At 57.7% G+C, this 13419-nt stretch carries 12 protein-coding genes; 11 read left to right on the top strand and 1 reads right to left on the bottom strand.

Annotated elements, in window-relative coordinates; translation table 11 throughout:
- Positions 1–66: 66 nt before the first annotated feature.
- From rpmE to ACZRMH_RS04795, 4 genes are all read left to right on the top strand, one after another.
- On the top strand, positions 67–318 hold the full coding sequence (gene rpmE, locus ACZRMH_RS04810; protein ID WP_019825265.1) for a 50S ribosomal protein L31: 252 nt from the start codon (positions 67–69) through the stop codon (positions 316–318).
- A gap of 5 nt (positions 319–323) precedes the next feature.
- Positions 324–1151: a thermonuclease family protein gene (locus ACZRMH_RS04805; RefSeq protein ID WP_464012412.1), complete on the top strand. Its 828-nt coding sequence runs from the start codon at positions 324–326 to the stop codon at positions 1149–1151.
- A 182-nt stretch (positions 1152–1333) separates the two neighbouring features.
- A complete protein-coding gene (locus ACZRMH_RS04800) occupies positions 1334–2602 on the top strand; it encodes a malic enzyme-like NAD(P)-binding protein (protein ID WP_464012411.1) in 1269 nt (422 codons plus the stop codon).
- A gap of 222 nt (positions 2603–2824) precedes the next feature.
- A complete protein-coding gene (locus ACZRMH_RS04795) occupies positions 2825–4855 on the top strand; it encodes a lipase family protein (protein WP_464012410.1) in 2031 nt (676 codons plus the stop codon).
- Between the two features lie 40 nt (positions 4856–4895).
- Here ACZRMH_RS04795 and ACZRMH_RS04790 read toward each other — a convergent pair whose 3' ends face one another.
- Positions 4896–7319, bottom strand: a complete 2424-nt coding sequence (locus ACZRMH_RS04790) for a penicillin-binding protein 1A (protein WP_464012592.1) — start codon at positions 7317–7319, stop codon at positions 4896–4898.
- 205 nt (positions 7320–7524) lie between these two features.
- Between ACZRMH_RS04790 and pilM the strand changes: the two genes are divergently transcribed.
- The 7 genes from pilM to aroB all read left to right on the top strand — a co-directional run bounded on the left by pilM (position 7525) and on the right by aroB (position 13416).
- The gene (gene pilM / locus ACZRMH_RS04785) at positions 7525–8481 is read left to right on the top strand and encodes a type IV pilus assembly protein PilM (protein WP_464012409.1); all 957 of its coding nucleotides are present in this window, start codon (positions 7525–7527) and stop codon (positions 8479–8481) included.
- A complete protein-coding gene (locus tag ACZRMH_RS04780; RefSeq protein ID WP_464012408.1) occupies positions 8481–9047 on the top strand; it encodes a PilN domain-containing protein in 567 nt (188 codons plus the stop codon). The genes pilM and ACZRMH_RS04780 overlap by 1 nt, the downstream gene beginning before the upstream one ends.
- Positions 9047–9667: a type IV pilus inner membrane component PilO gene (locus ACZRMH_RS04775; RefSeq protein WP_464012407.1), complete on the top strand. Its 621-nt coding sequence runs from the start codon at positions 9047–9049 to the stop codon at positions 9665–9667. The genes ACZRMH_RS04780 and ACZRMH_RS04775 overlap by 1 nt, the downstream gene beginning before the upstream one ends.
- The gene (locus tag ACZRMH_RS04770; protein ID WP_464012406.1) at positions 9664–10197 is read left to right on the top strand and encodes a pilus assembly protein PilP; all 534 of its coding nucleotides are present in this window, start codon (positions 9664–9666) and stop codon (positions 10195–10197) included. The genes ACZRMH_RS04775 and ACZRMH_RS04770 overlap by 4 nt, the downstream gene beginning before the upstream one ends.
- A 12-nt stretch (positions 10198–10209) precedes the next feature.
- Entirely contained in the window at positions 10210–11541 is a 1332-nt protein-coding gene (locus ACZRMH_RS04765) for a type IV pilus secretin PilQ (protein WP_464012405.1), read from the top strand.
- A gap of 4 nt (positions 11542–11545) precedes the next feature.
- The gene (gene aroK, locus ACZRMH_RS04760) at positions 11546–12064 is read left to right on the top strand and encodes a shikimate kinase AroK (protein WP_464012404.1); all 519 of its coding nucleotides are present in this window, start codon (positions 11546–11548) and stop codon (positions 12062–12064) included.
- Between the two features lie 251 nt (positions 12065–12315).
- Positions 12316–13416, top strand: a complete 1101-nt coding sequence (aroB, locus tag ACZRMH_RS04755) for a 3-dehydroquinate synthase (RefSeq protein WP_464012403.1) — start codon at positions 12316–12318, stop codon at positions 13414–13416.
- The last annotated feature ends 3 nt before the right edge of the window (positions 13417–13419 follow it).

The raw sequence follows: 13419 nt of genomic DNA, 5'->3' as shown, positions 1-13419 counted from the left end.
GCGCCCTAATTTTACGTGCGGTATTCAACAATGGTGTTGAGTGGCGGCACGCTAGAGGAATACCCCATGAAAGCCGATATCCATCCAGCATACGAAACAATCCTGGTAACTTGCAGCTGCGGCAACAAGTTCGAAACTCGTTCGAACCTGTGCAAGCCACTGGGCACTGACGTATGCAACGAGTGCCACCCGTTCTACACCGGTAAGCAGAAGACTCTGGACATTGGCGGTCGTGTTGATCGCTTCAAGACTCGTTTTGGTGCTTTCGGCGCTAAAGCAGCAGCTCCAGCAGCAGAAGCAGAAAAAGCAGCCGAGTAAGGCTGATGACCTTGAGCAGGCTTTTTGGTCTGGTCAGGTTATTGAAAAAGGCGTCCCTTGCGGGCGCCTTTTTTGTGCCTGCGATTTGGCTGGGCAGCGCCTCGGCCGCGCCGCTTTGCCCGGCCCCGGGCATGCTGTCGTACGCTACGGTGGCGCGGGTGTCCGATGGCGATACGCTACGCCTCAAGGACGGGCGCAGTGTGCGCATGATCGGCATCAATACTCCGGAGACCGGCAAGCAGGGTAAGCCCGCCGAGCCCTTTGCCGACGCCGCGCGCAAGCGCCTGCAAACACTGGTGGCGCAGAGCGATGGTCGTGTCGGGCTGCTGGTGGGCAAGCAGCCCAGGGATCGTTATGGCCGCACTCTGGCCCATGTGTTTGGTGCCGATGGCAGTAACCTTGAGGCCCGATTGCTGGCTGACGGCCTGGGGTTTCAGGTGGCAATCGCGCCGAATGTGGCGCTGCTTGACTGTCAGCAAGCCGCTGAGCGCAGTGCGCGCAAGGCTCGCCTGGGGCTTTGGCGGCAGTCGCCGGTGCTGGCGCCACAACAAATACGCCGCTCGGGTTTCGCGCTGGTGGGTGGCAAAGTCAGTAAAGTCCTGCGTAATCAGGGCGGGCTCTGGATCGACCTGCAAGGTGGCCTGGTATTACACATTGCCCCCAAGCATCTGGCCAGCTTCAATCAAAAGCAGCTCGCCAGTCTGCAAGGTGCGAAAGTCGAGGCCAGAGGCTGGGTACTGGATCGCTCACGCCGTGGAGGTTTGCAGGTCGGACAAGCGCGCTGGATGTTGCCTTTGACTCATCCGGGGATGCTGAAAGTCGCTGCGAAGTAAAAATTGTAGACAATTTTAAATGAAGATTGTGAACACTCTAGCCCTTGTGGGGCGTGGCTCTTGGGCCAAAGTCGTAAGGTAAAGCCCTTGACACTGCTGACTGGTCAGTCTTGTCGGGACTTTGCGAGGCGAGTATGCTCGGCGATTCGTCTGTCCAACAGCAAAAAAAGCGGAATGCCCACATGTCTGATTTGAAAACCGCCGCTCTCGAATACCATGCCCAGCCACGTCCAGGCAAACTGAGTGTCGAGCTTACCAAACCTACCGCTACTGCCCGCGATCTAGCGCTGGCATACAGCCCGGGTGTAGCCGAACCAGTACGCGAAATCGCCCGCGATCCTGAACTTGCCTACAAATACACTGGCAAAGGCAACCTGGTAGCCGTGATTTCCGATGGCACCGCTATTCTTGGCCTGGGTAACCTCGGCCCATTGGCCTCCAAGCCTGTTATGGAAGGCAAAGGCGTGTTGTTCAAACGCTTTGCCGGTATCGATGTTTTCGATATCGAAGTCGATTCCGAGAGCCCACAGGCTTTCATCGACACCGTAAAACGCATCTCCATTACCTTCGGCGGCATCAACCTCGAAGACATCAAGGCACCTGAGTGCTTTGAGATCGAACGTGCTCTGATCGAGCAGTGCGATATCCCTGTATTCCACGATGACCAGCACGGCACCGCTATCGTGACCGCGGCTGGCATGATCAACGCCCTGGAAATCGCTGGCAAAACCCTGGCTGACGCCAAGATCGTTTGCCTGGGTGCCGGTGCTGCAGCCATCTCCTGCATGAAGTTGCTGGTGAGCATGGGCGCAACCATCGAAAACATCTACATGGTCGACCGTACTGGCGTGATTCACTCCGGTCGTGACGACCTGAACCAGTACAAGTCGGCATTTGCCCACGCTACCGAGAAGCGCACCCTGGCTGACGCCATGGACGGCGCAGACGTGTTCGTTGGCCTGTCGGGCCCGAACCTGCTGAGCGCTGAGAACCTGCTGCGCATGGCGCCTAACCCGATCGTGTTCGCATGCTCGAACCCGGATCCGGAAATCGCCCCGGAACTGGCTCACGCCACCCGTAACGACGTGATCATGGCCACTGGCCGTTCGGACTACCCGAACCAGGTCAACAACGTGCTGGGCTTCCCGTTCATCTTCCGCGGTGCTCTGGACGTTCGTGCCAAGCGCATCAACGAAGAAATGAAAATCGCAGCGGCCAACGCTTTGCGTGAACTGGCCAAACTGCCAGTGCCACAAGAAGTGTGCGACGCCTACGGTGGCATCAAGCTGGAATTCGGTCGTGAATACATCATCCCGAAACCAATGGACAAGCGCCTGATCACCCTGATCTCCGATGCCGTGGCTAAAGCCGCTATCGAGACCGGTGTGGCAACCCTGCCGTACCCGAAAAACTACCCGCTCAAAAGCGTGGATGACGTCTTCAACGGCTAAGGCTGTATAGCGTCATGACAAAAGCCCCGGCGCTGAACAGCGCCGGGGCTTTTTTGGTTTCTGTAGGTGAGTTTATTGAAACAGTCAGTAAAGAACAGGATAAATCCATTTCAATAATAAGAATTGTCCTACATTTATCCTGGCTGTTGTCCGTTAGCGTCACTCCTTTGTTCTGAGGGGGACTTTGTTCAGAAGTGAGCCCTCTTTATTTAGGAATCATGGATGTTCAAACCCTTGCGCCAACACCGTTATAGTCGCACCAGCTTTCAGCTTCTGGATGAGCATGGCGCAGGAGAGCCCTATGGCGGGTTGGCCTATGAACTTGTCGATCGGGAGGGGCAAGTACACTGTGGTTATCTGGATGCAACTGGAGCCGGCAACGCGAGCACGCGTATTGTCGGGCCTGTTGCCGTGATGTTCAGGCAAGCACATGACCGTAGACTTGGCGTGTACTCGCAGTTAATGGATCGCAAGCACTACCCCCTTCAAATTACCGAACTTCAGGTTCGGGCCGAGAGCACTCGATATCTCAATAAATGTGGTGAGCGCACACAAGGCAAACCGGCCCATATCGACACCGGTTCTGACTACTACCAGGTTGAAGTGCGGCATCTGGTAGCGCATGTTGCGCACTTGCCTCCAGTAGTTGATTGCCCTTATCCGCCAAACTGCAGCCCACTTGGTCTAACCCTGGCCAGTGGCCGTCATACAGTGCTAGAGGTTCGCCCTTTGCGAGCCCTGAGCCCGCTGCTGTCAACCGACCCCCGGTTCTGTGCGCTCAACCTTTACCAATTGGCATTGCTGGCGACGCTGAGTCATTGCCCCTTTCGTCATTCACCAGACAAGTTGCAGGTGGTAAACCCAAGTGTAGAACTGAGCATGGGGGACTGGCAGGTGAGTCCCGAGCAGACAAAATCCTGGTACCCCTTGTATGAAGATGTGCCGTATTCAAGGCGTCTGGAAATTGTGCCGTTTGACCCTGTGTTGTACCCGGCCAATGATCCGCATGCAGGAGCCGCTCAGGAGACCCCGGCCACTGTTCATTTTCGTGACGACATAGGTTTTGGGCACGAAGGCTCTGAAGTACAAACCTTCGTAACCCATAACAGCGAAATCATGGTGATTGCTGTTCGTAGCACCTGTTTGTGGTCAGATTTTTTGCGCAATGTTGATGCCCTTCAAGTGCCATTTGAAGAAGGCGAGGGCAATGTGCACCGTGGGTTTTACCAAGCAGCCAGGCAGGCTTGTGAGTTGGCCGAATCGTATATGGATAAATTCCATGCCGGGCAGCCAGTACTGATCTGCGGCCACAGCCTGGGCGGTGCCGTTGCCTTGATCCTGGCGCAAATGCTGCGCCTGCGGCGGCCGTGTGAGGTGCAGCTCTATACCTATGGTGCTCCCCGTGCAGCAGACGCGACGTTTGTCAGGGCTGCGCAGGGGTTGGTGCATCAGCGCATGGTTAATCATAACGACCCGATCCCCAGTGTGCCGGGGAGCTGGATGAATACACGGCTGTCTGCTTATGGTGCAGGGGCGTTGCTGGCATTTACTAACGTGCCAGCAGGGTTTGGGGTGTTTGTGGCGGGCCTGAGTAATTTGCTCGGTGAGCCATATCGGCATCACGGCACCTTGCGCCATTTTATGCCTGTGGAGTTTGCCCAAGGGCAGGTGTCCCATGTGCTGTGGGGGCCGCTAAGCGATACCGTCACCCAGCACGCGCTCAACCATGCGGTATTTGAGCAGAAAAGTGCTGTGCCAGAACTTGATGGGCCTTTGGAACAGCTGGTTGATATTGGCCAGCAGTTTATGGTCGACAGTTATATCCCGAGCTGTTGGGCTGTCTTGCGTCGCAGCCAGCAAGCACAGAAGGATCGACGCTCGTTGGTGACAGAGCGTGAAGTGCTGTTTGTGGATCAGGCCCTTGAATATCTCGCGCAACAGCTACGGGTTAAATACCGTGAGGAAATGGCGCGTACGGGCAGCAGTTTCGAGGCGCAGGTACGGACCATGAACCTGCTGATGCGCGAGATGAGCAATGTCCACAAGACTCGCATGCAGTTATATAAGCTGCGATTCAGAGTGCCCAGTCAGGCAGATGTCTATGGGCGATGTGCGTTGGATCCTGAGGTCCTGGCTCAAAGCCTGGTGCGCTGGGAAGCTCATAGCGAAAGCATCCGGATTGATCGGCTGGCCATGGCGCCGGTCGACGAGTTGCTCGACGCCGGTCTGTCCCAGGGCCATATGCTTGCCTGAGAGGAGAGCGACAAGCGTACCGCGCTTGTCGCCCGGAACATCAGAAAAGGTCGATCGGTGCGCCGTCATCCGCCGGCAGCGGGCTGCCCGGCGCTACGTTGTTGCCCAATTCGCTGTTGGTTGGCGGTGTGTCTTCGCTCTTGAACAGTTCAAAGTAGGCGCCAGGCGTGCCTGGGGAGGCGATACGGCCACTCGACGGGTCGATCCGCAAGCTGAGTATGCCTTCTGGCTCAGGCTGGGTGTGGGCAGGCTTGCCTTTAAGTGCTCCACCCATATAAGTCATCCAGATCGGCAGGGCGACGGTACCACCGTATTCGCGACGGCCGAGGCTTTCGGGCTGATCGAAACCGGTCCATACCGTGGTCACATAGTCGGCGTTGTAGCCGGAGAACCACGCATCCTTGGATTCGTTGGTCGTACCGGTTTTACCTGCAAGGTCCGTGCGCCCCAGTGCCAGGGCGCGGCGGCCGGTGCCGAGCTTGATGACGTCCTGCAGCATGCTGGTGAGGATGTAAGTCGTGCGCCCGTCAACAATGCGCTCGGCCACGGCCTGCGTTTCGACAGTTGGCAAGCCGGGGGCGGCGTTGATGGTGTCGATGGTCAGCGCTGCAGCTTCTGGTGGCACGTCTTTGCTTGCGTCTTTGGGCACGCTTGGCGGGTTGGCCACGAACAGGGTCTCGCCGTTGCGGCTTTCGATCTTGTCGATCAGGTATGGCGTGATTTTGTAACCGCCGTTGGCAAAGGTGCTCCAGCCGGTGGCGATTTCCATTGGCGTCAGGGTTGCAGTACCCAGAGCCAGCGACAGGTTGCGCGGCAGGTCCTGCTTGTTGAAGCCGAACTTGCTGATGTAGTCGACGGTACGGTCAACACCCAGGCTTTGCAGCAGGCGGATCGAGACCAGGTTGCGCGACTTGTACAGCGCTTCACGCACACGGATCGGGCCGAGGAAGGTGTTGGTGTCGTTTTTAGGGCGCCAGACCTTGTCCAGGTACTCGTCGACAAACACGATCGGCGCGTCGTTTACCAGGGTAGCGGCGGTATAGCCGTTATCCAGTGCGGCGCTGTAAATGAACGGTTTGAAGCTTGAACCGGGTTGGCGCTTGGCCTGCATCGCACGGTTGTAGTTGCTCTGCTCGAAGGCGAAGCCACCCACCAGCGAACGAATGGCGCCGTTGTCCGGGTCCAGCGATACCAGTGCACCTTGAACGGTGGGCACCTGGCTGAATTTGTAACTGCCATCGGTTTGCGGTTGTACGCGAATCAGGTCGCCGACTTGCGCCACATCCGAAGGCTGTTTGGGCATCGGGCCCATGCTGTTGGTATTGAGAAACTTGCGTGCCCATTTCATGGTGTTCCACGAAACATGAGCTTCGCCGGTACGGGTGAGCACTTGCAGGCCGTCCTTGTCGACCTGGGTCACGATCGCCGGTTCAAGGCCGCTGATTGCCCGTTGCTTGGCCAGTTCCTGAGTCCATACGGCCAGGGTCTTGCCCGGCAGGCGCGACTCGGGGCCGCGATAGCCGTGGCGCTGGTCATAGGCGATCAGGCCTTCGTGAACGGCGGTGTTGGCCAGTTCCTGAAGGTCGCTTGGCACTGTTGTAGTCACGCGGAAACCTTCGGTGTAAGCCTCGCTGCCGTAGCGGCCGACCATTTCGGCGCGGGCCATTTCAGCGATATAAGGCGCGCTCACTTCCGGAGTAGGCACGTGGTAGCTGGCGTTTACAGGCTCGGCGATGGCGGCTTCGTAGCTGGCCTGGTCAATCTTGCCCAGCTTGTACATGCGGCCCAGGATCCAGTCGCGGCGCTCTTTGCTGCGCACCGGGTTGGCCAGCGGGTTAAAGCGTGAAGGAGCCTTGGGCAGACCGGCGATCATCGCCATTTGCGCCAGGCTCAGGTCGCGAATCGATTTGCCGTAGTAAACCTGCGCCGCCGACTCGATACCGTAAGCGCGGTTGCCCAGGTAGATCTTGTTCACATACAGCTCAAGGATTTCGTCCTTGGTCAGCTCGCGCTCGATCTCCAGGGCCAACAGGATTTCGTTGGTTTTACGCGAGAAGCTGCGCTCGCTGGAGAGGAAATAGTTCTTCGCCACCTGCATGGTGATGGTGCTGCCGCCGGATTGTATGTGTCCGCTTTTTACCAGTTGGGTAGCGGCACGCATCAGGCTGCTGGGGTCAACCCCGTAGTGATTGGCGAAATTGTCATCTTCTGCAGAAAGCAGGGCATTGATGAAATTGGGCGGAATGTCGGCGAACTTGATCGGTGAGCGGCGCATTTCGCCAAACTCTGCGATCAATTTTCCGTCGCTGGTGTAGACCCGCAAAGGAATCTGCAACTGGATGCTTCTCAACGACTCTACGGACGGCAAGCCAGGACTAAGATAGAGAAACGCGCCACTCAACACGAGCAATAGCCCGCAGAACACGGCAACGAAAGACCACCCGAAAAACTTCAGCAGACGAATCAAGGCTTTTGGATTTCCAGATCAAGAAATGGGTTTGCACGTCACGGTAGTGCGCAGTGGCGCCGGGTCGACGATACGGAAAAAACGCCCGGCATTATAAGCATTTTTCGCTCATGAACGTCATGAGCCGCATGTCAGAACAGGTTTTGCACGGATCTCATTTTTTACCCTCCGTAAGTTACGGATTGCATTAGGGAAAACAAAGGTGCCCGGATTATTTCCTCAAACACGCCAGCGCTGCGTCGGTATCGAAATCAACCAGCAAGCGATCAGGCTCGTCGAGCTGAGCCGTTCACAGGGCCGGTTCAAGCTCCAGGGCTATGCCATGGAAACACTGCCAGCCGGGCTGATGGATGATCAGACCGGCGCAGAGGCCAAAAGTGTCGTCCCGATACTGCTAAGAGCACTGGAAAAGGCGGCGGCGGTGGCGCGTGATGCGGTGATCGCGATGCCCGACGGGCAGGTTATCTGCAAAACCCTTGAGGTGGAGGCGGGCTTGAGCGAAGTCGAGCTGGAGCTTCATGTGCGGCTTGAAGCGGAGCAGTACGTCCCTTATGCGCTGGATGATCTGGCGCTGGATTTCGAGGTTCAAGGCCACGTGCCGAGCCATCCCGGGCGAGTCAGCGTGCTGATGGTGGCGTGCCGACAGGAAGCCCTGGAGTGGTATCGCGCGGTCTTGAGCGGTGCCGGACTGATCCCGCAAGTGGTTGCCGTGCAGGCTCATGCTCTGGCGCGGGGCGTTGAGGCAATGACCGCAGGCCTGTCAGTGAGCGGAGCAGTAGCGGTGGTCGACGTTGCCCCTCATACGACCTTGTTGAGCATTGTGCAGCAGGGCCAGGTTATCCACTCCCGGGAGTTGCTCTTCGGGCAAGCCACTGCAGGGGCCTTCAAGACCCTGGTTGTTGAGCATCTTGAGCGCGAGCTTAGGCTGTGTGTCGAGTCCGGTGTCGATGGGCGAGTCGGCATGATCGTATTGGCAGGCGAGGCAGCAGTGGTTGCGGGGCTGGCTCCCTGGATTGAATCCCGTCTTGGTACGCCGACACGCATTGCCAACCCCTTTTTGCACATGGACCTTGAGCCCGCACTCCACCCTGAGGCCTTGCTTTGCGATGCTCCTGTGTTGTTGACTGCCTGCGGCCTGGCCTTGAGGGGGTTTGATTAATGGCGAGAATCAATTTGCTGCCCTGGCGCGCTTTATTGCGTGAAAAGCGGCGCAAGCGTTTTTTAATGGTGTTGATGGTTCTGACTTTGCTGGCGGTGAGCGGGCTTTTTGCAGCAGACCACTTTATCGATACCTTGGTAGAGCAGCAGCTGGAGCGCAATGATCTGATCCGCAGCGCCACGTTCCAGCTGGATGGGCGTGCTGAGCAAATTGATCAGTTGAAGGTGCGCCGCGAGCAAGTGCTTGAGCGCATGCAAACAATAGGAGCGCTGCAGAGCAGTCGGTCGAGCAGCGGGATTATTCTGGAACAGTTGGCGCGCAGCCTGCCGGAGGGTGTGTATTTCACCGACGTAAAAATGACTGAGGGCACCATTGTTATCACGGGAGTTGCTCAGTCCAACAACCTGGTCGCCCAGCTGATGCGAAATCTGGATGCTTCGCACTGGCTGGAAGCGCCGGAGCTCAATGACGTCAAGGCAGACCCGGCTCATGTTGGCGGGCAGGAACGACTGTTTCAGATGACCGTGCGCGAAGCCCGGCATACTCCCGCCGGGGGGGCGTTGTAATGGTTGCTCATTGGCTCGCGAGCCTGCGCAGTTTCGATCTGCAGGAATTGGACCCCCGCCACTCCGGGGCCTGGTCGCCAGCCCGCAAAGCAACCGTGGCTCTGGCGTGGTCGGCCTTGCTGCTGGCGCTGGGTTATGCACTGCTGCTTCAAGCGCCTGCTGCAAGGCTGCAACAGTTGCACGAGGCTCAAGCCACGCTAAAAGCAGAGTTTGAGTCCAGGGCCGCACAGGTTGCCGACCTGGATGTCTATGTCAGGCAAATGCATGGGCTGGAAGCCGCGTTCAGTTCGTTGCTCGAACAAATACCCGCTCAGGCACAAGTGCCCGAATTGCTTGAAGAGGTTTCTCGGTTGGGCCACGGCAATGGTTTGCTGGTCGAGCACATTCAGTGGCTGCCCGAAGTCCTGCAAACGTTTTATGCCGAGCTGCCACTGCATATGACCCTGGTCGGGGGCTATCACGAGCTTGGCCTGTTCGTCAGCGCCATCGCCAGCCTGCCGCGCATGGTCACCTTGCATGACGTCACACTTGTACCGATCAACGGCTCCGGTGACGGTCAGCTGCGCATGACATTGCTGGCAAAGGCTTACCGCACCCACGATCAAGGACTGATCCCATGACTGTTTGCTCTCGACTGTTTGGTGCCGCATTGCTGGCCTGCCTCGCGGGATGTGAGAGCCCGCAGAGCACTGTTGAGCTGCAAAATTATTTGCAGGCCACACAGTTGCATGCAAGCCCCCCGATAGTTCCTGTTCCTTCTCTTGAGGCTGCGCCAGTGCCTGCGTTTACGTACGGCGCGATGGCATTGCGCAACCCTTTTCAAACCGTGGCGGGGCATGGGGGTGGCGGTTGGCAGGTCAGCCTTGCCGGTGATGAGCTGGACGCTGAGCGGCCCCGGCAGTTTCTGGAAGGCTTCGCCCTGGAGCAGTTCGAAATGGTCGGCACGTTGTCCAATGAGCTTCAAACAAACGCCTTGCTGCGAGCCAATGGGGTTATTCACCGCTTGAAAGTGGGGGATTACCTGGGGCGCAACAACGGTCAAATCGCTTCGATTGAAGCGCAACAGATTGAAGTATTTGAACTGATTTCCGATGGTCGGGGCGGTTGGCTGGAAAGGTCCCTGACGATCCCTCTAAAACAACAGTCTTAACGGATAAACACCATGAAAAGGATTTCACCGGTCTGCGTACTGGCGCTATGGAGTGCGCTGAATCCGCAGTCAGCGCTGACGGTTGCACAGGCCGCCCCATCATCAATAACAAGCCCACGGTACGTTGGCGAACCCATGTCCCTGAATGTTCAGAACCTTGAAGTGCGCACGGTGCTGCAATCGCTGGCGGATTTCACCGGGTTCAACCTGATGGTCAGCGACGCTGTGAAGGGCAGCATAACCCTCAGTTTGCAGGATGTGCCCTGGGATCATGCTCTGGATCTGGTGCTTAAAAGCAAGGGGTTGGGCAAGCGCCTTGAAGGCAATGTGCTGTTGATCGCACCCCAGGAGGAACTCGCGGCCCGCGAGCGTCCAGAGCCTGCGCCTTTGCGCCGGGAGCTGGTGCAGGTCAATTACGCCAGGGCGGCAGATATTGTCATGCTGTTCCAGTCAGTGACCGGCGCTCAGTCCGGTATCGAGGGGGAGGGCACGATCACAGTGGATGAGCGCACCAATAATATTATTGCCTTTGAATCGAGTGAGCGGCTGGAAGAGCTCCGGCGCATCGTGGCACAACTGGATGTGCCGGTGCGTCAGGTGATGATTGAGGCCTGGATTGTCGAGGCGGGTGTGGACTTCGAAAAAAGCCTGGGTGTTCGTTGGGGCGGAGCGCTAAACAATGGGGGGCTCTGGAAGGCCGGGGGTATCACCCAGCCTGCGGCGTCCGGGGCAGCGCCAGGCAACGCGAGCGCGCCCTTTGTTGACTTGGGGGTTTCGCGAAATACCTCCGGGCTGGGCATCGCCTTCATCACCAACAATGTGTTGCTGGACCTGGAGCTGACGGCCATGGAAAAAACCGGCAATGGCGAAATCATCTCCCAGCCCAAAGTGGTAACTGCGGACAAGGAAACCGCCAAAATCCTGAAAGGCACGCAAATTCCCTATCAGCAGGCCAGCAAAACCGGGGCCACATCCGTTTCGTTCAAGGAGGCATCGTTGTCGCTGGAAGTGACGCCGCAAATCACCCCGGACAATAGCGTCATCATGGCCGTTGTGGTGACCAAGGATGAGCCTGATTACATGAGCAGATTGCAGGATGTGCCGCCCATCAAGAAGAATGAAGTCCGGGCCAAGGTGCTGGTCAGGGACGGTGAAACCATCGTGATTGGGGGGGTGTTCTCAAAAACTCAAAGCAAAGTGGTAGATAAAGTGCCATTTTTAGGCGATCTGCCGTATGTTGGCCGACTTTTCCATAGAGACGTTGTCCTGGAAAAAAAATCCGAACTGCTGGTGTTCCTGACTCCGCGTATCATGAACAACCAGGCGATTGCTGTGAGTCATTGATTCTGTGCGAAATTTGATTCTTGTTGGGCCAATGGGGGCTGGAAAAAGCACCATCGGACGTTTGCTGGCCAAAGAGCTGCACCTGCCGTTCAAAGATTCCGATAAGGAAATTGAAGTGCGCACGGGTGCCAATATCCCGTGGATCTTCGATAAAGAAGGTGAGCCTGGCTTTCGCGATCGTGAGACAGCCATGATTGTCGAGCTGTGCCATGAAAATGGCATAGTCCTGGCGACCGGTGGCGGCGCGGTCATGCGCCCGGAAAACCGGCAGGCGCTGCGCAACGGCGGACGGGTGGTGTACCTGCATGCTTCCATCGAGCAGCAGGTCGCGCGTACCTCACGGGATCGCAACCGGCCGCTGCTGCGCAACGCCAACCCGGAAAAAATCCTGCGCGACCTGTTGGCCATCCGCGATCCGCTTTATCGAGAAATCGCCGACGTGGTGGTTGAAACCGATGAGCGGCCACCGCGTATGGTGGTCCTGGATATTCTCGAGCGTCTGGCGCAGCTTCCTCCCCGGTAGTCGCTGACGAGGGACGAGGCTGCGATCGGCGGCGAAGTCGTCGTAAAATCAGACAGCGCAGTATCCCATTTGCGATTGCTTCGCGCCCGATCGCAGCCTCGTCACTCGGCAGCGACTACAAGGCACAGTGGAGGCCATTAAAGTGCGCTAAGAAATGCGCTATCCTCGGCGCCGGGCATGCATTTTACGGTATGTCATCACTTGATAATTGTGAGGCAGAGCGCTGATGCTCTGTTTCAACGCGGGGATTCATGCAGACAGTGAAGGTTGATCTAGGCGAGCGTAGCTACCCGATTCATATTGGCGAAGGTTTGTTGGATCAGCCGCAGTTGCTGGCCCCGCACATTGCCGGTCGCCAAGTGGCAATTGTGACCAACGAAACGGTCGCGCCACTTTATCTAGAACGGCTGACCCGCAGCCTGGCGCAGTTTTCGGTGGTGCCGATTATCCTGCCCGACGGCGAATCGTTCAAAAACTGGGAAACCCTGCAGCTGATTTTTGATGGCCTGCTGACTGCTCGTCACGATCGGCGCACCACGGTGATTGCCCTGGGTGGCGGTGTGGTGGGTGACATGGCTGGTTTCGCTGCCGCCTGCTACCAGCGCGGTGTCGACTTTATCCAGGTGCCGACCACCTTGCTGTCCCAGGTCGATTCATCGGTAGGCGGCAAAACCGGGATCAACCACCCGCTGGGCAAGAACATGGTCGGCGCGTTCTATCAGCCCAACCTGGTGCTGATCGATACCCAGACCCTCAACACCTTGCCTGCCCGCGAATTGTCCGCAGGGCTGGCCGAGGTCATCAAGTACGGCCTGATCTGCGATGAGCCGTTCCTGACCTGGCTTGAAGAGAACATGGACGCACTGCGCGCGCTGGACCAGGTTGCCCTGACTGCCGCGATCCAGCGTTCGTGTGCGGCCAAGGCCGAAGTGGTGGGTGCCGATGAACGTGAGTCGGGTGTGCGTGCCACCCTCAACCTCGGCCATACCTTTGGTCATGCCATCGAAACCCACATGGGCTACGGCGTGTGGCTGCATGGTGAGGCGGTCGCCGCAGGCACCGTGATGGCGCTGGAAATGTCCGCCCGCCTGGGCTGGATCAGCGATGCAGAGCGTGATCGCGGTATCCGCATCTTTCAGCGCGCTGGCCTGCCGGTGGTGCCGCCAGTTGAAATGACCCCGGCCGACTTTATGCAACACATGGCAGTTGATAAAAAAGTGATCGACGGTCGTATGCGCCTGGTGCTGTTGCGCCGCATGGGCGAAGCCACAGTGACTGACGATTATCCACACGAGGTTCTCCAAGCCACGCTGGGTGCGGATTACCGCGCGCTGGCTCAGCTTAAAGGTTAATAA

It is taken from the genome of Pseudomonas sp. B414, from assembly GCF_055408445.1.
Note: the sequence above shows the minus strand (reverse complement) of the source record. Positions and strands in the feature narration are given on the sequence as shown.